Annotated in this window: 25 protein-coding genes and 1 other annotated feature; of the genes, 22 read left to right on the top strand and 3 right to left on the bottom strand. The window is 26.8% G+C overall.

What is annotated here, in order from left to right:
- The first annotated feature begins 189 nt into the window (after nt 1–189).
- The gene (locus IC175_RS03485; RefSeq protein WP_227432929.1) at nt 190–843 is read left to right on the top strand and encodes an FMN-dependent NADH-azoreductase; all 654 of its coding nucleotides are present in this window, start codon (nt 190–192) and stop codon (nt 841–843) included.
- Nucleotides 844–923: 80 nt separating this feature from the next.
- On the top strand, nt 924–1,133 hold the full coding sequence (locus tag IC175_RS03480) for a hypothetical protein (RefSeq protein ID WP_227432931.1): 210 nt from the start codon (nt 924–926) through the stop codon (nt 1,131–1,133).
- Nucleotides 1,134–1,272: 139 nt separating this feature from the next.
- Here the strand turns inward: IC175_RS03480 and IC175_RS03475 are convergent, their stop codons facing one another.
- Nucleotides 1,273–1,839, bottom strand: a complete 567-nt coding sequence (locus tag IC175_RS03475) for a DUF1836 domain-containing protein (RefSeq protein WP_413927178.1) — start codon at nt 1,837–1,839, stop codon at nt 1,273–1,275.
- Between the two features lie 159 nt (nt 1,840–1,998).
- Here IC175_RS03475 and trhA point away from each other — a divergent pair, with 159 nt between their 5' ends.
- Nucleotides 1,999–2,652 (top strand): PAQR family membrane homeostasis protein TrhA, encoded by a 654-nt coding sequence (gene trhA, locus IC175_RS03470; RefSeq protein ID WP_227432934.1) that lies wholly within the window; start codon nt 1,999–2,001, stop codon nt 2,650–2,652.
- A 158-nt stretch (nt 2,653–2,810) separates the two neighbouring features.
- Here trhA and IC175_RS03465 read toward each other — a convergent pair whose 3' ends face one another.
- Nucleotides 2,811–2,987: a hypothetical protein gene (locus tag IC175_RS03465; RefSeq protein WP_003420092.1), complete on the bottom strand. Its 177-nt coding sequence runs from the start codon at nt 2,985–2,987 to the stop codon at nt 2,811–2,813.
- Between the two features lie 527 nt (nt 2,988–3,514).
- Here IC175_RS03465 and IC175_RS03460 point away from each other — a divergent pair.
- From IC175_RS03460 to IC175_RS03420, 9 genes are all read left to right on the top strand, one after another.
- Complete coding sequence (locus IC175_RS03460) at nt 3,515–4,459, top strand: ATP phosphoribosyltransferase regulatory subunit (protein WP_227432936.1); 945 nt, start codon at nt 3,515–3,517, stop codon at nt 4,457–4,459.
- A gap of 21 nt (nt 4,460–4,480) precedes the next feature.
- Nucleotides 4,481–5,107, top strand: coding sequence for an ATP phosphoribosyltransferase (gene hisG / locus IC175_RS03455; protein WP_227851106.1), 627 nt, complete (start codon nt 4,481–4,483; stop codon nt 5,105–5,107).
- 33 nt (nt 5,108–5,140) lie between these two features.
- Complete coding sequence (gene hisC / locus IC175_RS03450) at nt 5,141–6,190, top strand: histidinol-phosphate transaminase (protein ID WP_227432939.1); 1,050 nt, start codon at nt 5,141–5,143, stop codon at nt 6,188–6,190.
- A gap of 2 nt (nt 6,191–6,192) precedes the next feature.
- A complete protein-coding gene (hisB, locus tag IC175_RS03445) occupies nt 6,193–6,771 on the top strand; it encodes an imidazoleglycerol-phosphate dehydratase HisB (protein WP_227432940.1) in 579 nt (192 codons plus the stop codon).
- Nucleotide 6,772: 1 nt separating this feature from the next.
- On the top strand, nt 6,773–7,378 hold the full coding sequence (gene hisH / locus IC175_RS03440; protein WP_227823747.1) for an imidazole glycerol phosphate synthase subunit HisH: 606 nt from the start codon (nt 6,773–6,775) through the stop codon (nt 7,376–7,378).
- Nucleotides 7,375–8,097 (top strand): 1-(5-phosphoribosyl)-5-[(5-phosphoribosylamino)methylideneamino]imidazole-4-carboxamide isomerase, encoded by a 723-nt coding sequence (gene hisA, locus IC175_RS03435; RefSeq protein ID WP_227823748.1) that lies wholly within the window; start codon nt 7,375–7,377, stop codon nt 8,095–8,097. Before hisH ends, hisA begins: the two co-directional genes overlap by 4 nt.
- Nucleotides 8,079–8,837, top strand: a complete 759-nt coding sequence (gene hisF, locus IC175_RS03430) for an imidazole glycerol phosphate synthase subunit HisF (protein WP_227823749.1) — start codon at nt 8,079–8,081, stop codon at nt 8,835–8,837. The genes hisA and hisF overlap by 19 nt, the downstream gene beginning before the upstream one ends.
- A gap of 28 nt (nt 8,838–8,865) precedes the next feature.
- Nucleotides 8,866–9,534, top strand: a complete 669-nt coding sequence (hisIE, locus tag IC175_RS03425) for a bifunctional phosphoribosyl-AMP cyclohydrolase/phosphoribosyl-ATP diphosphatase HisIE (RefSeq protein WP_227851105.1) — start codon at nt 8,866–8,868, stop codon at nt 9,532–9,534.
- 809 nt (nt 9,535–10,343) lie between these two features.
- Complete coding sequence (locus IC175_RS03420; protein WP_227432948.1) at nt 10,344–11,681, top strand: APC family permease; 1,338 nt, start codon at nt 10,344–10,346, stop codon at nt 11,679–11,681.
- A 93-nt stretch (nt 11,682–11,774) separates the two neighbouring features.
- Here IC175_RS03420 and IC175_RS03415 read toward each other — a convergent pair whose 3' ends face one another.
- Nucleotides 11,775–12,623, bottom strand: a complete 849-nt coding sequence (locus IC175_RS03415) for an MBL fold metallo-hydrolase (RefSeq protein WP_227851104.1) — start codon at nt 12,621–12,623, stop codon at nt 11,775–11,777.
- Nucleotides 12,624–13,126: 503 nt separating this feature from the next.
- Between IC175_RS03415 and IC175_RS03410 the strand changes: the two genes are divergently transcribed.
- From IC175_RS03410 to ilvB, 10 genes are all read left to right on the top strand, one after another.
- Nucleotides 13,127–13,960, top strand: a complete 834-nt coding sequence (locus IC175_RS03410) for a polysaccharide deacetylase family protein (RefSeq protein ID WP_227432951.1) — start codon at nt 13,127–13,129, stop codon at nt 13,958–13,960.
- Between the two features lie 68 nt (nt 13,961–14,028).
- Nucleotides 14,029–14,985, top strand: a complete 957-nt coding sequence (locus tag IC175_RS03405; protein WP_227432952.1) for a peptidylprolyl isomerase — start codon at nt 14,029–14,031, stop codon at nt 14,983–14,985.
- A 51-nt stretch (nt 14,986–15,036) separates the two neighbouring features.
- Complete coding sequence (locus IC175_RS03400; RefSeq protein WP_227432953.1) at nt 15,037–15,519, top strand: sigma-70 family RNA polymerase sigma factor; 483 nt, start codon at nt 15,037–15,039, stop codon at nt 15,517–15,519.
- An 11-nt stretch (nt 15,520–15,530) separates the two neighbouring features.
- Nucleotides 15,531–16,400, top strand: a complete 870-nt coding sequence (locus tag IC175_RS03395) for a DUF3298 and DUF4163 domain-containing protein (RefSeq protein ID WP_227831123.1) — start codon at nt 15,531–15,533, stop codon at nt 16,398–16,400.
- Between the two features lie 42 nt (nt 16,401–16,442).
- Entirely contained in the window at nt 16,443–17,198 is a 756-nt protein-coding gene (locus tag IC175_RS03390) for a DUF3298 and DUF4163 domain-containing protein (protein ID WP_227432957.1), read from the top strand.
- A 41-nt stretch (nt 17,199–17,239) separates the two neighbouring features.
- On the top strand, nt 17,240–18,067 hold the full coding sequence (locus tag IC175_RS03385; protein WP_227432959.1) for an XdhC family protein: 828 nt from the start codon (nt 17,240–17,242) through the stop codon (nt 18,065–18,067).
- Entirely contained in the window at nt 18,067–18,828 is a 762-nt protein-coding gene (locus IC175_RS03380) for a SprT family zinc-dependent metalloprotease (protein ID WP_227432961.1), read from the top strand. The genes IC175_RS03385 and IC175_RS03380 overlap by 1 nt, the downstream gene beginning before the upstream one ends.
- Before the next feature lie 154 nt (nt 18,829–18,982).
- Nucleotides 18,983–19,240, top strand: a binding site (T-box leader).
- Between the two features lie 113 nt (nt 19,241–19,353).
- A complete protein-coding gene (locus tag IC175_RS03375) occupies nt 19,354–19,593 on the top strand; it encodes an ACT domain-containing protein (RefSeq protein WP_227432962.1) in 240 nt (79 codons plus the stop codon).
- Nucleotides 19,594–19,888: 295 nt separating this feature from the next.
- On the top strand, nt 19,889–20,908 hold the full coding sequence (gene ilvC / locus IC175_RS03370) for a ketol-acid reductoisomerase (protein WP_255606542.1): 1,020 nt from the start codon (nt 19,889–19,891) through the stop codon (nt 20,906–20,908).
- Nucleotides 20,909–20,958: 50 nt separating this feature from the next.
- Complete coding sequence (ilvB, locus tag IC175_RS03365) at nt 20,959–22,647, top strand: biosynthetic-type acetolactate synthase large subunit (RefSeq protein WP_227851103.1); 1,689 nt, start codon at nt 20,959–20,961, stop codon at nt 22,645–22,647.
- Nucleotides 22,648–22,843 lie beyond the last annotated feature (196 nt).

The raw sequence follows: 22,843 nt of genomic DNA, 5'->3' as shown, positions 1-22,843 counted from the left end.
TCTTGATTAGAATTTTAAAATATTTAAAATTATATTATATAATAAATTATGTTTTATTCCTGTACTCTATCAATTTACTTTTTAAGATTATTTAACAAATATATTTCTATTAACTTTATAATTTAATTACAGAATAGAATGGTTATTTTTGTGAAATAATAATATAAAAATAATCTTAGGAGTGAGCTTATGAAGAAAAAATTATTATATATAAATGTGAATTCAAAACCAGAAGATTTATCTTCAAGTAAAACTGTAGCAAGAAAGTTTATCAATAAATTTATAGAAAAAAATAAGGATTTTGAAGTTGAAGAAATAGATCTTTATAAAGAGCATATACCAAGACTAGAATATCAATACTTCGAAAAGAGAAATAGTATAGTCAGCGAAGAAGCCGCTAAGCAATTAGATGATAAGGATAGAAAAGAACTTGCAAAAATTAGAAGCCTTTGTGATCAATTTGTGAGTGCAAGTGTATATGTAATAGCAGCACCTATGTGGAGTTTATCTTTTCCAGCACCACTTAAAGAATATATAGATTGTATAATTCAAGATGGAAAAACTATATCTTTTGAAGGTGATGATAAACCACAAGGAATACTGAATGATATTGATAGAAGTATGGTATATATACAATCTTCAGGTGGACATATACCATGGGTACTAAAACCAGTTATGAATAAAGGGGTAAATTATGTGGAAAGTATCATGAAATTTATAGGAATCAAAAAATTTGATGAATTATTAGTAGATGGAACTGGAACTAGTGAAGAAGAAAGACAAAGTGCAATAGAAAAAGCATCTGAAAAAATAGAAGGCATAGTAGATTCTATGAAGTTTTAGTTATAATATTTTATTTTATTGAAAATATAAAGGAAAAACCTCTCTTAATGTAGAAACCTATATTGAAGGAGGCGAAAATCATGCGAGAAGAAAAAAGTAATGAGAAGTATGATTGTTATTGGTGTAATCAAGAAAATAATTTCCATGTAGAGATAAAAGACAATGTAGTGATGATAGATGATGGCACTGGTATACTTAAACAAGCCGTTTTCATAGGGTATAAACAAATTCAAGTTAATTTGAATTGTTCACATTGTCAAAACTTAAATAGAATAAAATTAAATTTGTAAACTTTAGATATGGAGATTCTTGAAAGAGTTAAAAATAGAAAGTATTAATATTTAGACTGAAAATTATATTGTATACAATAATGATTAATTTAAGCTGTATTGTATTTTAATATTTATTTTCAGTCTTACTTTATTAAAATTATTTTTTGGGAGTATCTTGGAAAAAAGTATCTACTATTTTTTCTGAAATACTTTTTAATTGGTCAGCCATTGAAGTTAGGCTTAGTAAGGCTATCAATAAATCACCTTTATTTTCTGGATTAATACTGATATTTTCAAAATTAGACTCTATAAAGTTTGGCATATTATTTCTTTGCCTTTCTTTTATTGATATAAACTTTTCATAACATGCCACTAAATCTTCTCCGTTGAAGTCATCTTTTTCGTATACACCATTTAAGATTCTTTTAATCTCTTGTATTGTAAGTGTATTTTTCATAGAATAAATGATTATCATTTGTAAGATTTGTTCTTTGGTATATTTTTTTCCCTTAATTGGTTTGATTAATCCTTCTTTACTATAATTATTTATCATTGTTTTAGTGAGAATTTTATCATCCTCAAATCTTTTATTGGCAGAAAGTTTACTGTCAATTAGAGAAATAATCTGATCCATATATAGGTCAATAGATGGAATATCATTTGAAGTTATATCTGTATTATTTAGCGTTTCCAGTATTATGGTATTTAATTCATTGTTCATCATATGTTACCTCCATAATATTTATAATACACTAATTTAGAAAATAAAACAATATTAATGGTTGCAAAAGATATATAAAGTGGTATAATTAAATTTATAATATAGTATTAAAAACTATATATAAAATGTAATTTTTAAAATACATAATTGTAGGAGGATGAAATGTATCAATTTTTTTTAAAGGGTAGAGACCCAATAAGTAGTTTAACTCATTTTATAGGGGCTTGTTTATCTCTTATAGCTACTATAATTTTAATTTTTCAATCTATATCTTTACAACAAACTTCTTTTTTGATGATAGTGTCTGTGTCTGTATTTGGATTATCATTAATTGCTCTTTATAGTGCAAGCTCATATTATCATTTTTTAAAAGGTACACCAGAACAAGAATTATTTTTCAGAAAAGTAGACCACGCAATGATTTATGTATTGATTGCTGGTTCATATACACCAATATGCTTATATTTTATGCAAAAAGAAGAGGGAATAATATTTACTACAGCAATATGGATAGTTGCATTTATTGGTATAGTAATAAAAATATTTTGGATGGATGCACCTAGATGGTTGTCTACAAGTCTATATTTACTTATGGGGTGGGCAATTGTCTTTGATATAAATGCATTTAATTCAATTCCTAAGGATTGTCTTAACTTATTAATAATAGAAGGTGTATCTTACTCTATAGGTGCAGTTATTTACATTATTAAGAAGCCAAACATAAGTCCTGAATTTGGATTTCATGAGATATTTCATATTTTTATTATGTTAGGTTCTTTATTCCACTTTTTAGCTGTTTTATTGTATGTTTTATAGTTTAAGAATCCAGTTAATTGATACTAAAATTTCTACAATGAAGAAAATAAAAAGAACTGTCTTATATAGAATCTATCTTCTACTATAAGACAGTTCCTTATTATAAATACAATTATATTTATAATAACCTGTTTATAAAAATAGCATATTCAAAATGTCTATTCCATAATTCCTTTAATGTATTTCTCATTTACGACATATAGTTTGAATTTATGTACTATAATTATATCCTCTAAATTCTCTGACACACTAACAATTCTAACACATTTATTTCTAATTTCTACAGGCAAATCTAAATCATTTGTTAAATTTACATAGTCATCATATTTATACATAAAATCATCCCTTTACATTAAGATATACTTATTATACTATATTTTAATAAGTTTTTTTAAATTATTACAATTTTTCCCGAAATTTCATTTTTTATACACAAAACTTCCAAATTAAGTAAAGATTAAATATCTAACTGTACAAATAAAAAATCATATAAAATATTTTATTTAAATTTTTAAATAACTATTGCCAATTTTTGAAAAGTATATTATTATTAATAGTAATAAAAAAACTGTAAATTTAGAATATTAATAAAAAATATTTGGGAGGAAATTATCATGGTGAGATTAAATGTAGAAAAATTAAATATAAAATTAAATCATCACCATCATCATAGATTAAAGGGATTGTAATATGAAATTGATTCATAGACACAAGCCCTGTTTTTAGTGTAATTGGTCTTGTATCTATGATGGGAAGTAATTTTAAAAGAAAATTATAGCCATATAGGTATAAAGCCTATATGGCTTTTTTATTGTTTTAAATTTGCAAATGTAAGAGTAATTTTAATGAAAAGGGTGAGAGTATGAAATTTTTAAGAATTGAAGATGAGGTTATTTATTCTAAAAAAAGATACAAATTAAAAAGAGAAATAGACAGGCTTTTCTTAGATGAAGAATATTTTCAAATAGAACCACAATTATTTGAAGAATATGATGAATTTACAAATATAAATAGTAAAATCCCAAAAGAATCTATGGTAAAGGTTGTAAATGGAAGAGTAATGGTGTTAAGAGCTGATATAACTACAAGTATAATAAAAAGCCTCATACCAAGATGGGAAGAGGGTTTAAAACTTAAACTTTTTTATAATTCATCTATATATAAAAATAAGAATACAGTTGGAATAAAAGAGATAAGACAGATAGGTTGTGAGTATTTAGGAGAATCTTCTGTAGAAGCAGATAGAGAAGTGGTAAAATTGGCCCTTAAGATACTTGAAAAGTACAACAATAATTTCATTTTGGAAGTTGGGAGTAGTAAATATATTAATGGATTATTAGAGGAATTAAAATTGAATAAGAATTGTGAAAATCAAATTAAAAACTTATTATATACCAAAAATAACCATGAATTAAAAGTATATATTGAAGATTTAAAAATTAAAAATGATGTAAAAGAATTATTATCAAATATCTTAAGTTTTCAAGGTAATCTATATAATGTTATTGAAAAGGCGCAAAAATTCTATTGTAATGATAAGATGAAACAAGCACTTGAAGAGTTAAAACAAATAAACGATTTAATTGAGGAATGTAATTTTTTAGATAAAGCTAGATTTGATTTATCAATGATTACAATGCTTGACTATTATGAAGGAGTTATGTTTAGAGGATACTATCCAGACTCATATAAAGAAATTCTAAGCGGTGGAAGATATGATTCTCTAACTAAAGAGTATGGAAAAGAAATTCCAGCTATTGGATTTACATTAAGTGTTGATGAGCTAATGAAGTATGTATATAAGTAAGATTGAAAAGGAGGTATTATTTTGGATTATTTAACTATAGCACTAGCAAAAGGAAGAATAGAAGGGGAATCATTTAAAAAATTTAAAAAAATGGGCTTGGGAGACAGTATAGATACTGATACAAGAAAGTTAATTTTTAAAGATGAAAAAAATAAAATCATATATATACATGTAAAACCATCAGATGTGGTTACCTATGTTGAAAAAGGAGTTGCTGACCTTGGTATAGCAGGGAAAGATACTATTTTAGAAAATGAAACAGATGTATATGAAATATATGATTTAGGTTTTGGAAAGTGTAAATTTGCAGTAGCAGGATTAAAGGGAGATAGCATATATAGAAAAGATGAATATTTAAAAGTGGCAACAAAGTACCCAAATATAGCAAAAAAATACTTTAAAGAAAAAGGTCAAAAAATTGAAATAATAAAACTAAATGGTTCTGTTGAACTAGCTCCAATAGTAGGCTTATCAGATGTAATTGTTGATATAGTTGAGACAGGTAATACACTTAAAGCAAATGGACTTGAAATATTAGAAGATATATGCGATATAAGCGCTAGGATTATATCAAATAGAGCTAGTTATAGATTTAAGTATGAACAAATTCAAAATATAATTCGTTTGTTTAAGGAATTTGATAACTAAAATATAATTAAAATTGACAAGGAGAGGTTTAGATTGAGAGAAAAAGAAAGTATAAGAGAACTAAAGGGATACGAACCAAATCATGTAAATTGTAAGGTAAAGCTTGATGCAAATGAAGGAAATAAAAAGTTGTTCAAGTATCTTGTTAAAGAGCTTGGAGATAGCGATATAGATTTAAATTTATATCCTGAAGACTCTTATAGCGATTTAAAAGAGTCTATAATAAATTACATAGATATTTCTGGAGTAAGTAAGAAAAACCTTTTAGTAGGAAATGGTTCAAGTGAAATAATTGATTTGATAATACATACTTTTGTAGATAAAGATGAAACAATATTAAGTTTTTCTCCAAGTTTTAGCATGTACTCTATATACAGTCAGATAAATGGTTCAAAGTTTATAGGTGTTGAGAGTGATGAAAATTTAGTTATAAATATAGATGATGTAATTGAAACAGTAAAAGAAAACAATCCAAAGATAGTAATTGTTTGTAATCCTAATAATCCAACAGGGGCAATACTTAAAAGAGAAGACATAATAAAACTTTTAAACTCAACTAACAGTTTAGTAGTTTTAGATGAAGCATATATGGATTTTGGGGAAGAAAGCATGTTAGAGAATGTTTTTGAGTATGAAAACTTAATCGTTCTTAGAACTCTATCAAAGGCATTTGGATTAGCTGGGATAAGAACTGGATATATGCTATCTAATAGTAGTTTGATAAACTCTGTTGAGAAGGTAAGACCTCCATATAACTTAAATTCATTGTCCGATTTCATTGCTACAAGAGCATTGAAAAATAAAGAAGTAGTTAAGTCTTATATAGATGAAGTAAAAAAAGAAAGAGAAAAATTGTATAAAGAAATAATTGATATGGGTATCAAAGCGTATGAGTCACAAGCAAACTTTATATTATTTTACTCTGAGATAGAAAATTTATCACAAAAGCTGATTGATAGAGGAGTACTAATAAGAAAGTTTAGTGGAAAACTAGAAAATTATTATAGAGTTACAATTGGTGATAAAGAAGAAAATATTATGTTTGCAAATGCTATAAAAGATATTTTTCAAAAGGAGAATTAGGTATGAGAGTTTGGAAGATAGAAAGAAATACACTTGAAACACAGATTTTAGTAGAACTAAACATTGATGGTACTGGAAAAGTTGAGGTAGATACTGGAATTGGATTTTTAGACCATATGCTTACTTTAATGGCGTTTCATGGTAAGTTTGATTTAAAGATTATTTGTAAAGGAGATATATATGTAGATGACCATCATAGTGTGGAGGACATAGGTATAGCTGTAGGAGAGGCATTTAAAAATGCTTTAGGGGATAAAAAAGGAATAAGAAGATATTCTACTATCTACATACCTATGGATGAATCTTTATCCATGGTGTCTATTGATATAAGCAACAGACCATATCTTGTATTTAATGCAAAGTTTGATACTCAAACGATTGGTAGTATGAGTACTCAATGTTTTAAAGAATTTTTTAGAGCTTTTGTAAATGAATCTAGAGTAACTTTACATATTAATCTTTTGTATGGAGAAAATGACCATCACAAAATAGAAAGTATTTTTAAAGCATTTGCAAGAGCATTGAAAGAAGGTAGCGAAGTAATTTCCAATGAAATAGCATCTTCAAAGGGGGTCTTATAAAATGAATATAATAGTAGATTATGGTCTAGGAAATATAGATTCTGTATCTAGAGGTTTTAAGAAGGCTGGAATAGAAACTAAAATTTCTAACAATTTAAATGAAATAAAGGAGGCAAATTCACTAATACTTCCAGGTGTTGGAGCTTTTAGAGATTCTATAAATGCTTTAAATAAGCTAGATTTGGTGCCAATAATAAAAGAACATGTGTCAAAGGGAAAGTTTTTAATAGGCATATGTTTAGGCATGCAATTACTTTATGAAAAAAGCTATGAATATGGAGAATATGAAGGGTTAGGTCTTATAGAAGGTAGCATTGATAAACTGGATATAAGTTTAAAAGTTCCACATATGGGATGGAATAATCTAAAATTTAATAAGAAAAATGATGATATTCTTAAATATATTAAAGAAGATGACTATGTATACTTTGTTCATTCATATTATGCAAATTCATCAAATGAAGAACTTGTTGCGTTTTCAGAGTATGAGAAGAAGATTCCAGCAATAGTTAGAAAAGATAATGTATATGGTATACAATTTCATCCGGAAAAAAGTGGAGAAGTAGGTTTAAATATATTAAGAGCATATGGGGAGATGATAAAATGATAATATTTCCAGCAATAGATATAAAGGATAACAAGTGTGTAAGATTAACTCAAGGTGATTTTGACAAAGTAAATGTATATTATGATAATCCATTAGAAGTAGCATATAAATGGAAAAATGAAGGTGCAGAATATATACATATAGTAGATTTAAATGGAGCTAGAAGTGAATTTGGTGTAAATACAAAAACAATTGAAAATATAGCAAACAATATAAAAATACCTATTCAAGTAGGTGGAGGGGTTAGGGATAAGGAGAAAGTTCAAAGTTTAATAAAAGCAGGTGTTACTAGAGTGATACTTGGGAGTATCGCAATTGAAAATATGGAGTTAGTTGAAGAGTTGGTTAATGAATATCAAGAAAAAATTGTTGTTTCAATTGATGCTAAAAATGGAAAGGTAGCGGTTAGAGGTTGGGAAGTTGTAAGCAATGTAGATTCTCTGACTTTATGTAAACAACTTGAAAAAATAGGAGTAAAGACGATTGTTTATACAGACATATCAAAAGATGGTATGCTTCAAGGTCCAAACTTTGATATATATGAAAAAATATCAAAAGAGACATCTTTAAATGTTATTGCTTCTGGGGGAGTGACTTCTATTGAAGATATTAAAAAACTTAAAGATATGAACTTATATGGAGCAATAATAGGTAAAGCACTTTATGATAAGAAGATAGACTTTAAGGAGGCTCAACAACTATGCTTACTAGAAGAATAATACCATGTTTAGATGTACGAAATGGAAGAGTTGTAAAAGGGAAAAAATTTACAGATATAGTGGATGTTGACAGTCCAGAAGTCCTTGGAAAATTTTATAGCGACTGTGGCGCAGATGAACTTGTATTTTATGATATAACTGCATCAAATGAAGAAAGAAAGACATCTTTGGAATTTGTATCTAAAGTTGCAGAAAATATAAATATTCCATTTTGTGTAGGTGGAGGAGTAAATAAATTAGAAGACTTTACTAATATTTTAAGAAAAGGTGCAGATAAAGTTTCTATAAATTCATCAGCAGTAAAAAATCCTGAATTAATAAGAGAAGCCTCACTAAGGTTTGGTGCACAATGTGTAGTTTTATCAATAGATGCAAAAAAAAATGAAGCGGGTTCATGGAGTGTATATGTAAAAGGCGGTAGAGAGAAAACAGATTTAGATGCAATTGAATGGGCAGTCAAAGGTGTTGAACTTGGAGCTGGAGAGATTGTTGTAAATAGTATGGATGAAGATGGAATGAAAAATGGATATGATATAGAGTTACTGTCAAAAATAACATCTTTAGTAAATGTACCTGTTATAGCATCTGGAGGGGCTGGGAAAATGGAAGATTTCTATGAAGCAGTCAAAGAATCTAATGTAGATGGAATCTTAGCAGCATCTGTTTTTCATTTTGGAGAGATAAAAATAAAGGATTTGAAAAAGTATTTAAAAGAAATGGGTGTAGAAGTAAGATTATAAATTAAATATCTATAAGGAGATTGGAAAAATGAATGATAAATGTAATAATGTATGCAGTGAAAAATTTGAAGAATTTATAAAAAATGTAAAATTTGATGATAAAGGATTAGTTCCTGCTATTGTTCAGGATGTAATAAGTAAAGATGTATTGATGTTAGCATATATGAATGAGGAGTCTATAAAGAAAACTTTAAAAGACAAAATAGCTTGTTACTTTAGCAGAAGTAGACAAGAATTATGGGTTAAAGGTGAGACATCTGGAAATATTCAAAAAGTGGTCAAGATTTCTTATGATTGTGATGTAGATACAATATTACTTTTAGTTGAACAAACAGGTGTAGCTTGCCATACAGGTAATTACTCTTGTTTCTATAGAGATTTATTTGATGATACTGATAAAATTGACTTTGAAGTACAAAAAAATACATTAAAAGAATTATATGATTTAATAAATGAAAGAAAAAACAATCCCATTGAGGGGTCTTATACTAACTATCTATTTGACAAAGGTTTAGATAAAATTCTTAAAAAAGTTGGAGAAGAAAGCAGTGAAGTAATTATAGCCTCAAAAAATGAAGATAAAAGTGAACTTATTTATGAGATTAGTGATTTAGTATATCATACATTGGTTTTAATGATAGAAAAATGTGTTGAAATTGATGAAATAAAAAAAGAATTAATTAAAAGAAGAAAATAGAATAAAAATAGATTGATAGAAAATAAGAAAGTATACCGTTTTTTAAAAAAAACGGTATACTTTCTTATTTTCTGTTTTATATTGTAGAAGAAAATCACAGGTTTCTTACTTAAGTTTATTATGTATACAATTTATCAATAAAACGATTATAATACATTATTTATTTTAGAAAAAATATAATTATATAATTAATATTTAAGAAAAATAATTTTAAATTAATTTTCATATTGAATAATATGGGCTGAAAAAGGATATGTTTTAAGATGAAATAGATATAAATTTTAATAAAAAGTAAACGTTTTCAAAACTAATATTTTATTTTTTACTAAAAAATAAAATATTAGTTTTGATTTATGGTTTAATTTGGGTTATAATAAATTGTTAAATTATTTATTACTATAAAATAAGCTATAAAATAAATAAAAGTGATACTATTTAGTCAAAAACATTAATAATAAAATACAAATTACAAAAATATAATAAAATGTTTTTGAAAACAGTGAAAATTTATTGCAAAAGGTTTAAATTAACTTTTACTTGTGGATAGAATCTATTCTAATAGATAAATAGATATTGAAATGTAAAACAATTTAACTGTTATGAAGAATGTATCATCATATTGGGATTTTTAATTTTTATAATTTTTTTAAAAAATTTTAATTTTACTTAAAAATTAAAATTTACAAAAGTTTAGCATATGTTATTTTATCTTAATAAATAATAAAAACTATTTTTCTATAATATTGGCATAGTAGATGCTTATATAACTATGAAATTAAAATTAAATAGGATGAAGTAGGAGGAAAAAAATGGGAAATAGTGAGCTAAAAAAGACTCTTGGTGTATCTGCAGCATTATCAACTGTTGTAGGTTCAGTAATAGGAGCAGGTGTATTTTTTAAACCGCAAGCAGTTTATACATTAACTGGAGGAGCTCCAGGACTCGGTATATTGGCATGGTTAATAGCAGGAATCATAACTATAACAGCTGGTCTTACAGCTGCAGAGGTATCAGTTGCAATACCAAAAACTGGTGGAATGATGGTATATATAAAAGAGATTTATGGAGATAAATTAGGATTTTTAACTGGATGGATGCAAATTGTATTATTTTATCCTGGGATGATGGCAGCATTAGGTGTCATATTTGGAGAGCAAGCATCAGCTTTAATTGGTAATTCATCATTATTACTTCCAATAGCAATTGGAATTATAGTGATAGTTGCAGGGCTGAATATGTTGGGTTCAAAAACTGGGGGAGCTATACAAACAATTTCTACAATATGTAAATTAATACCACTTATATTAATAATGATTGTTGGATTTATTAAAGGCGGTGGAGATAATCCAATACTTAGTCCTATGGTTGGTGAAGGATTAAGTCTAGGAAGTGTAATAGGTCAAGTTTTAATTGCTATATTATTTGCATTTGATGGATGGATGAATGTTGGTACTTTGGCTGGAGAAATGAAAAATCCAGGAAAAGACCTTCCAAAAGCTATAATAGGTGGATTATCAGTGGTTATGGCTGTTTACTTTGTAATAAACTTAGCATATCTTTGGGTATTACCAGCTAGTGAGCTAGCTAATTACGCTTCACCAGCATCAGCAGTTGCTGAGGTTATATTTGGTTCAATAGGTGGAAAAATAATATCTGTAGGTATATTAATTTCAGTATTTGGAGCATTAAATGGATTCTTATTAACTGGTTCAAGAGTGGCCTATACTTTAGCAACAGATAAAACTTTGCCTAAATATAAAGTATTTTCTAAATTAAATTCTGCTCAAGTTCCAGCAAATTCTATAGTATTAGTATCTGTTCTTGCAGCTATCTATGCTTTATCAGGTCAATTTAATTTATTAACTGATTTAGCAGTATTTGCTACTTGGATATTCTATGTATTGACATTTATAGGGGTAATGAAGCTTAGAAAAACTCACCCAGATATACCAAGAGAATACAAAGTACCACTATATCCAATTGTTCCAATAATAGCTATAGTGAGTGGTATATTTGTCGTAGTTAATCAATTATGCTTCGCGGGTATGAAAACTACTATGATATCTGTTGGAGGTCTTATAATAACAGCTATAGGCTTGCCAGTGTATGCTTATATGACTAAGAAAACAAAAAATGAGTCTAACTAGTTTATAAATACTTTATGATTATATAAAAAATAAAATCTCAATCTATAACGTAGATAGATTGGGATTTTATTTTTTTATTTTTAGCTTTTATAATTACACCTCTAAAAAATCACCTGTCTTAAAATACTCTATTTTGTCTCCAAGTAATTTTTTCATGTAATCAAATGCAACTAATCCTGTACAATGGAATGTATATATTTTCTGAAAACCAATTGTGTTAAGTTCCTTTATGACATCATCTATGTATTCTGTAGAACAGTTAAGTCCACCTTGTTTTGATAAATTATCCATATGAAATCCTCCAATAATAAACTTAATTGATTTATCTGGAAAGTATTTTTTAACAGTATGAGCGATATTTACAATTCCACTATGACTACAACTACTTATTATTGATACATAGTCTCCATCCACATATACTAAGAATAATTCGTGTTTAAAATCATCTTCAATAAACATATTGTCCTTAAATTTTAACAGATTTTTATCTCTACAAAAGAAATCTTTATTATTGTTTTTATCAGAGAAGATATAAAGATTTTCACTAAGTTTGTAAAAATCATCTATCCAAATAAAGTTTTTATTAAAATCTTCAAATAAGCCCTTTCTATTTCCTATATAGTAGTTTTCTTGCTGATTTTCGTTATGGTAGAAATATTCATATAATTTAGCTTGAGATTTTATATAAACGTTAATATCTTTATTAATTTCAAAAAATTTATCTATACCGCCAATATGGTCGGAATGATTATGAGATATTACAAGTGCATCTAAATTTAATAAATCAACATTTAAATTTTTAGCATTTTCTATAAAATTTCCACTTTTTCCTGTATCTAATATATAGCTTTTATCATTAATTTCTAAAAATAAAGATAAAGCATGTTCAGATTTTAAGTTTTTGGAGCCAGAAATATTTTCAATTAAAGAAATTACCTTCATAAACAATACCTCCCAATAATATTTTTAGAATTTTTATACAATTAATACTTACATTGTAACAAATTATTATGTTGTAATGTAAAAAGTTTCCTATAAAGTATAACACTTTGTAGACAAGTTTATAAATTTTTATTTAATAACAAAAACAAATGTATATGAATATATAACATATTAAGGTCAAAACAAGAAATAATATTGTTTTCTTAATATATTTCTTATTTTAAATTTCTATTTTATAGAAAAAAAATTATAAATTTTAAAAATTAGAAACGACATTTTAACTAGTATTAATTGTAAAAAACACTATATAATACTCAATTTTCAACATTCTATACAATTATACAGAAACTATACAGCATAATAATCAGCAAAATAACAAATTTTAAAAATTAAGTAAAACTTTTTGTCGAAGTTCAACGTCTATATATATGTAGTGTAGATTCTGATTCTAAAATACTACAAAAATATAAATGTAAAAATATAGTAATATTGGAGGTCGAACGATGAGAAATAAAAAGAAAAAAATAAATAGAAAGAGATTGTATTTGCTTTTAAGTGCTATAGTAGTCTGTTTAGCATTTATAATAATTGGCATACGAGTTAGTTATATGAACATGAAAGAAGATGAAATTAGTAGAAATGCTAAACTATCAAGTTCTACTATTACAGATATAATATCTAATACATCAGCAGAAGTTAGTAAAGGGCCTAGTAAAAGTTCTGGAAAAGTAGCATACATAACTATAGATGATGGTCCATCTAAATTTACTGACCAAATGATAAAAACTTTAAATAAGTATAATGTTAAAGCAACTTTTTTTATGATAGATGGAAATATGAAGGAATATCCACAGCAAGTTAAAAATATAATTAAAAATGGGAACACAGCAGGTTTTCATAGTGTATCTCATGATATTCATAAACTTTATGTTACTAGTACATCAGCAAAAGATGAATTTGATACGAATGATCAGACTCTTTATAGTATAACTGGTAAACATTCAAAAGTAATAAGAATTCCTTATGGAAGTAAACCATATACTCCACAAGCTTCATATCAAGCCTTAGTTGATGCAGGGTATAAAATTTGGGATTGGGATTTAGATACTGAAGACTGGAAATCTAATTCTGCACAAATTGTACAGAATGTAAAAGCTCATATTAAGAATAGAAAAGGTGAAGATAAGGATCAACTTGTAGTTTTAATGCATGAGAAAAAACAAAGTGCAGAAGCTTTAGATTCAATTTTAAAATTTTTATCAGATGAAGGCTATGAATTTGCAGCAGTAGAGCAAAATCAGATACCAAAAAATTATTGGTTACGTAATTTGGAATAGTAAAAATAAAAAATGTTGATTAAGAGTTTTAAAAATTGAAAATAAAAAATGAGTGAGGTGTAAGTGTTTTGAATAAAAAACTTTGTGTAGGAATGGTCGGAGTACTATCTTTAATGATGGTTGGTTGTAATAAAAGTTTAGCTAAAGTGAATGATGTAGAAATCACAAAGGCGCAATATGAAAAAACAAAGGCAGTATTATCTGCTACTAACAGTTATATAAATGGTCAATCTTTAGATGAAATGGAAAAAAGTTTAGATAAAAAAGGTAGAAATAAATTAGAAAATGTTATAATATCGTTTATGGTGGATAATGAACTTTTATATCAAGAGGCTAAGGATAAAGGATTAACTCCAAGTAAAGGTGAGATAGACTCAAAATATCAAGAACTAGAAAATGAAATGAATTTGAATACAAGCTATAAAGAAAAAATGGACAAAGCAGGTGTAGATAAGGAATATTTAAAGCAAGAAATATCTAGAGATTTAGCCATAGACAAAAGTAAAAAAGCCTTTGAAAATAAAATAAATATAAGTGATGCTGAGATGGAATCTTATTATGTAAATCATAAAAAAGATTTTAACGTAGAAGAAGTAAGTGCTTCTCAAATATTGATATCAACTTTAGACAAAAATAAAAAAGAAGTAAGTAAGGATAAAAAAGAAGCTTTAAAAAAAGAGGCAGAGAGTATATTGACTAAAATCAAAAATGGAGAAAGTTTTGAAGCATTGGCTAAAAAATATTCAGATGACAAAGCGACTGGAAAAAATGGAGGTCAGCTAGGCTATTTTTCAAAGAATGATAAAAATGCTGAATTTACAAAAAAAGTATTCAAATTAAAGAAAAATGAGGTTTCAGGTGTTTTTGAAACTAGTTATGGATATCATATAGTCAAAGTTACTGATAAAAGAGAAAGACAAAAAAGTCTTAATGAGTGTCAGAGTTTAGTAAGAGAATCTATTTTAAACGAAAAATATATTGAGCACATAAAAAAATTGAATGAAAGTGCAAAAGTAGAGAGATAGAATCTATAAAAACTCAATCCTAGCCTGTAGCCGGAGGGAGATTTTACAGGAATGTTTAAGAGTTTAAAGAGAAGGAAAGTTGAGAGATACATTATCGATAATAAAGACTCTTTTTATAGAATTGCATATAGTTATACAAAAAATGAAGAGGACGCATTAGATGTGGTTCAAGAAGCCATGTATAAGGCTCTATATTCAGTAGAAAACCTTAAAGAAGTAAATTATATAAAAACATGGTTTTATAAAATTCTAGTTAGAACGAGTATAGATTTTATTAGAAAAAACCGCAAATATAATAATATGACAGATATCACTCTTATAGATGAGACAGGAGAATGTGATAAGTATACTGATTTAGACTTAAAAAAAGCATTAGAAGAATTACCTATTGAATATAAATCTATTATAATATTGAGATTTTTTGAGGATTTAAAGATTGAAGAAGTAGCAATAATATTGGATGAAAATGTGAATACTGTTAAAACTAGGTTATACACTGCTTTAAAAAAATTAAAATTAAAAATTGAAGAGTAGGGATAAAAAGAATGACGAACAAAGAAAGGTTAGATAAGTTAAGAGATGAGTATCATAAAATTCCAATACCAAAGAAACTAGATACTATAATAAATCATAAAAAAATAAAAGATATATATTGCGAACAAAATAAAAAGATAAATAAATGGAGATTTAAAGTCATTATGGCTTCAGCCTGTATGTTTATAGTATTAGTAAATATTAGCCCTGTATTTGCAGATAACTTTTCTAAATTACCTATAATTGGAGGATTAGTAAAAGTAGTAACTATAAAAAATTATAGTTTAAAAAACGAAAACTATGAAGCTAAAATTGATATTCCTAAAATACAAGGTTTAAAAGATAAAAATTTAGAGAAGAGATTAAATAATAGTTTTATGGAAGATGGAAAGAGGCTTTATGATGAATTTCAAAATAGAATGGAAAAAATAGAATTATCAAAAAATAAGGAACATAAGTATTTAAGCTTAAGTTATAGTGTTAAAAATAATTCTAAAGATTTTCTATCAATAGAAATGACAAAAAATGAGATAGAAGCATCATCATATGTGAGCAAAATACATTATAATGTTGATAAAAAAAGACAAATAGTTTTAACTTTACCTATGCTTTTTAAGGATGATAAATATATAAAAGTTATTAGTAATAATATAAAAGAACAAATGCGAAATCAAATGAAAAATGACAGCACAAAATCATATTTTATAGATCAGGGAAAAGATTCTCCTGTTAAAGATTTTAAAACAATAAATAAATATCAAGATTTCTATTTTAATAAAAATGAAGACCTTGTAATTTGTTTTGACCAGTTTGAAGTAGCACCTGGTTATATGGGTTCAGTAGAATTTGTAATTCCATATAAAGTAATAAAAAATTTGTAAATAGAATAGTAATTTATATATAAATATATTAAGGAGGTTAATATGAATACATATAAAAAACTTAAAAAATCTATATTTAAAATTGCTGTGATTTCAGTGTGTCTACTTGTAGCATTAGTAAATGTAAATCCTATATTTGCAGGAAGTTCTTCTGATAGAGTTATAAAAAATAATCCGATAAAAGTGATAAATGCTAAAAATTATAGTTTGAAACAAGATAATTATGAAGTCAATATCAAAATTCCTAAGATAGAAGGTTTAAAAGATAAAGATTTAGAGAATAAATTAAACAATGAATTTATGGAAAATGGGAAAAAACTTTATAGTGAATTTCAAAATAAAATGAAAAAAGAAAACAACAAAGGTCATAGATACTTAAATGTAAGTTATAGTGTAAAAAATAATTCTAAGGGCTTTTTATCTATAGAAGTTAAAAAAGAAGAGATAGAAGCTTCCTCATATGTAACTAAAACACATTATACTATTGATAAAAATAGAGAAATACTATTAAACTTACCAATATTTTTTAAAGATAGTAGATATATGGATGCTATAAGTGATAATATAAAAGGACAGATGAAAAATCAAATTAAGAAAGACAATACAAAATCATATTTTATAGACCAAGAAAAAGATTCCCCAGTAAAAAATTTTAAGTCTATAAATAAGTATCAAGATTTCTATTTTAATAAAGATGGAAACCTTGTAATTAGTTTTGATGAATATGAAGTAGCTCCTGGGTATATGGGGCCAGTTGAGTTTGTAATACCAGACAAAGTAATAAAAAACTTAAAGTAGACATATAGAAGATTTTTAAATAGACTAGTAAGGAGAAATATATGAATATATATGAACAAGCGATAAAGTTAATAGAAAATAATGAGGACTTTGCATTTGCTACAATAACTTCTCACTCAGGTTCAACACCACGTGAAACTGGAGCAATGATGATTGTAAAAAGTGATGGCTCTATATTTGGTTCTGTAGGTGGGGGAAGTGTAGAAGCAACATGCATAAAACATTCAATTAATGTTATAAAAAATAGAGAGTCAATGTTGTATAAATTTACTCTAAATAAAACTGATATAGCAAAGCTTGGAATGATATGTGGTGGTACTGGAGAAATACAGATAGATTTTATTGATAGTAATTTGAAAAGCAATTTAGAAAGATTTAATAAAAACTTAAAAGAAAATATAAGTAAAGCATATATATTTGGTGCAGGTCATATTTCAAAAGATGTAGCAGTAATATTATCACTTCTAGAGTTTAGAACAATAGTAATAGATGATAGAGAGGAATTTGCTAATTCTGAAAGATTTCCACACTCAGAAGTGGTAGTTTTAGATTCTTTTGAAAATATACCAGATTTTCCAATTGATGAGAATAGCTATATAATTATTTTAACGAGAGGTCATCTATATGATTCAAGTTCATTGGAATGGGCTCTTAAAACGAATCCTTGCTATATAGGTATGATTGGAAGTAGAACAAAAATTGGATTGACATACGAAAAACTTATGAAAAAGGGGTTCAGTAAGCAAGAACTAAATAAAGTACATGCTCCAATAGGAATAAAATTAGATGCTCAAACACCAGCAGAAATAGCTGTGTGTATAGCAGCTGAACTTATAAATTGTAGAGCAAATAAGGAAAAAAGAAATTAATGAAAATGATGAGCAAAGATTATCAGATTTTAAATATTAATTTTAAAAATAAAGAAATAGAAGCAGTATTACTGTATAAAAATAGAAAAAATATTTGCATAAAAATAGACTCATTTGGCAAAGTAGTTGTAATAAGTCCACCTAAAGTTTCTAAAAAAATAATAGAAGAAATAATAATTAAAAAAGGAGACTGGATACTTAAAAAATCTGGTGAGTATAAAGACAGAGAGGAAGCATACAAGCAAAGAACATTTATGACAGGTGACAAATTTCTTTATCTTGGTGAAGAATATTGCTTAGTTGTAAATAAAACTTTGGATGATTGTGTGAAAAAAAGTAAGTGTAAAATAAATCTTGAAGAATATAAAATAATTGTTAAAACAAATGACCTAAGTAAAGATTTTATCAAAAAATCTTTACAGTGTTGGTACAAAAATGAAAGTCAAAGAATTGTTTCAGAAAGAATCGATTTTCTTAAGTCGAATTGTGATATAATGAAGCAACTAACACCAGTTAATGTAAAAGTAAAAGAACAAAAAAGTAGATGGGGGAGTTGTACATCTCAAAAAAATATTTATATAAATTCAAAAATATCTATGGCGAGATTAGATGTAATTGACTATATAATAGTACATGAGTTTAGTCATTTATTACATATGAATCACTCAAAAAAATTTTATGATTTGGTAAAAAATATTATGCCAGAGTATAAAGATAAAGAAAATTGGCTTAAAAAAAATGGATATAAGATAATAATATGAAAACGATTATTTCAAATGTTCATTTAAAATATAAAAAAGTGATTATTGTGAAGAAAAAAAATAATCTGAAAATTTTAAAAAAGTCGTTGACATTCCAAAAGATAGATAATATAATCTATATTAACAGCAAAACAAAGTTAAAAAAATTAGATAGATAAAAGCAATGACAGAGACAACAATACTAATAGAGTTATCTACAGAGAACCAATGTTGCTGAGAATTGGTGTTAACAGTAGTATAATGATCACTCTGGAGCTTTTGTACTGAATATATTTTAGTAAGTACAAACGTCTGCCAACGTTATATGGCTAAGGTTAAGGTAATCAATTACCCGACCTGAAAAAGAGTGGTAGATATATTTTTTATATCTACAAATAAGGTGGTACCGCGGAATTTAACTTTCGTCCTTATAAGTAATATTTATATTGCTTATAAAGATGAAAGTTTTTTTATTTTGAGCGATATAAAAGATTAATCCATATAAAATTAATGAAAATAATAATAAAAAATAAGGAGGAGTTTTTTATGGAAAATACTGTATATGCTAAATTAAACCAAGGAATAGATTCTTTTTTAAGAGTGGCGATGACACTTAGAAGAAGAGAAGTTGATATACAATCAATAAGTATGACTGTAGATAATATGAATAATTCAGGTATAAAATTGATAGTAAATGAAGAAAAGACATCTCTAGATAGTGTCTTAAATCACATGAAGAAACTACATGATATAAGAGAAATAACTGTTGAACAAGTAAGACACTAATTAAATATGACTTATAAAAATTAAAAACTAGTATGAAGAAACTAATGTTTAAATAAAAACTAAAGAAAAATATTAGATGAGAAAAATTTTAGATTAAAAATACGATTATTATTGAAATTATAAACCTATTACAAATTCTAAAAACTGAAAATTATAAATATTAAGATTATTAAAACTATAAATATTGAGATTCTGAAGATTAAAATTCTATAAATTAGAAAATAAAGTTTGTTAAGTAGCATAGAATCAATGATAATGAGTATAAATTTCTAATAAAAATAAATATCACAAAATAATTGAGAGAAAATATTGGGAGGAAGTAAAGATGGCAAAGATGTATTATGAAAATGATGTAAATTTAGAGGTTTTAAAAAATAAAAAGGTTGCAGTTTTAGGCTATGGAAGTCAAGGTCATGCACATGCACAAAACCTTAGAGATAATGGTGTGGATGTAGTGATAGGACTTTATGATGGAAGTAAGTCAGCGCAAAAAGCAAAGGAAGATGGATTTGAAGTAAAGAGTGTAGCAGAGGCTACGAGAGAAAGTGATTTAACAATGTTGTTAATGCCTGATGAAAAGCAAAAGAAAGTTTATGAAGAAAGCGTTAGAGATAATTTAAAAGAAGGTCAAACATTAGCATTTGCACATGGATTCAATATACACTATAATCAAGTACAACCACCAGAATTTGTTGATGTTGTAATGGTAGCTCCTAAAGGACCTGGTCACTTAGTTAGAAATGTATTTACTAAAGGAAGTGGAGTTCCAGCATTGTTTGCAGTATATCAAGATTACACTAAAAAAGCCACAGAGACAGTTTTGGCATATGCAAAAGGAATAGGAGCTACAAGAGCAGGTGTTTTAGAAACTACTTTTAAAGAAGAAACAGAAACTGACTTATTTGGAGAGCAATCAGTACTTTGTGGTGGTATAAGTGAACTTATAAAATTAGGATATAAGACACTTGTAGATGCAGGGTATCAAAAGGAAGTAGCATATTTTGAATGTCTACATGAAATGAAACTAATAGTTGACCTTATATATGAAGGTGGATTTGAAAGAATGAGATACAGCATAAGCGATACAGCAGAATATGGAGATTATGTATCTGGTAAAAGAGTAATAACTGATGCAGCAAAACAAGGTATGCAAGATGTATTAGAAGATATACAAAATGGAAAATTTGCTAAGGCATGGATTAAAGAAAATGAAGAAGGGCGTGAAAACTTCCTAAAAACTAGAGAAGCAGAATATGCTACAGAAATAGCTGAAGTTGGTAGAAATTTAAGAAGTATGATGTCATTCTTGAAATAAATATATTAAATGGATTAGTTTGAGGGAAAGAGTGGTGCATAGTAGTGCGTATGAACGGAGCAAAGGTAATTTTAGAATGTTTAAAGAAAGAGGGAGTTGACACAATATTTGGATATCCTGGTGGAGCAGTAATACCTCTTTATGATGCTCTCTATGATTATACAGATTATTTTAAACATATAAGGACTTCACATGAACAAGGTTTGGTTCATGCAGCAGATGGATATGCAAGAAGCACTAATACAGTGGGGGTTTGTTTTACAACATCTGGACCAGGAGCAACGAATGCTATAACTGGTATAGCAACAGCCTTTATGGATTCTTCTCCTATGGTTGTAATTTCAGGTCAAGTTCCAACTAGTTTATTGGGGAAAGATTCTTTTCAAGAAATTGATATAACTGGAGCAACCTTATCTATGGCAAAGCACAATTATCTAGTTAGAAATACTAAAGAGTTAGTACCTACAATAAAAGAAGCTTTTAAAGTTGCAAACTCAGGTAGAAAAGGACCTGTACTTGTGGATGTTCCAAAGGATTTGTTTTTAGCAGAAATGGATTTTAATGATGAGGACTATGGTTTATGTCAAATAGATGAGTATATGGATTATAAGGATGATTTTGACTTAGATGATGAAAACAACTTTAAACTTTTAAAAGATGCAGTGGAGATGATAAAAGAGTCTAAAAAACCTATAATCTATGCTGGTGGAGGTGTTAAATCATCCAATAGTGAAGAAGTTCTTGTAAAATTTGCAACTAAGATAGATACACCTATATTAAATACACTTATGGGACTTGGAAATATAGATAGAAAAAATGAATTATCTCTTGGAATGGTTGGAATGCATGGAAGTAGAGAAAGTAACTTAGCACTTTCTAATTCAGATTTAGTGATAGCGATAGGTGCAAGATTTAGTGATAGAGTAATAAGTAAAAGTTCTGAATTTGCTAAAAATGCAAAAGTAATACACATAGATATAGACCCATCTGAAATAAGTAAAAATATAAAGTCCAATATATCTTTAGTTGGAGATGTAAAGATGGTTCTTAGTCTACTACTAGAAAGAGTTGAAGGTAAGGACAATAGCAATTGGAAAGAGGAAATAAAGACCTTTAGAAAAGGTGAGGGTGTAGAGGAAAAAGAGTTTCATCCACAGAATATACTTAGAAAAATAAACGAAAAATACGAGCAATTGGCAAATCCAACTGTAGTTGTTACTGATGTTGGCCAGCACCAAATGTGGTCTGCAAAGTATTGGGATTTTAAAGGAAATAAAAGTTTTATAACATCAGCAGGTCTAGGAACTATGGGATTTGGTCTAGGAGCAGCTATTGGAACTAAAGTTGGTAATTTAGATAAAAATGTAGTTTTAGTTACTGGTGATGGAAGCTTTAGAATGAATTGTAATGAGTTAGCTACAGTTGCAAATTATAATGTACCTATGCTTATTTTATTGCTTAATAATAGAACTCTAGGAATGGTAAGACAATGGCAGAAATTATTTTCTAATCAAAGATACTCTCAAACTGATATTAATGAAAATGTAGACTATGTTAAGCTTGTAAATGCTTATAATATAGATGGATATAAAGCATGTGATATGGAAGGATTAGAAAGAATTTTGGATGCAATAGATTTTAATAAACCTGTGTTTTTACAATGTGATATAGATAAAGACTATGATGTTTATCCTATTGTAGCTCCTAATGATGCATTAGAAAATTTGATATGTAACTAAAAATTGATACTGAATATTGATAAAGTTTTTTATTAAACTTTTATTGATATTCAGTTTTTTATTTTACAATAATCTCAAGTATAGATTAATATTTTTTAGTTTTATAATAATTTAATTCATGTATGATAAAGTATTGATTAAATATTAATGATGGAATTTAGAATAATAATGTAACTTAAGTAAATAATAATTCTGA

The organism is Clostridioides sp. ES-S-0123-01, assembly GCF_020658415.1.
Classification (GTDB): domain Bacteria; phylum Bacillota; class Clostridia; order Peptostreptococcales; family Peptostreptococcaceae; genus Clostridioides.
Note: the sequence above shows the minus strand (reverse complement) of the source record. Positions and strands in the feature narration are given on the sequence as shown.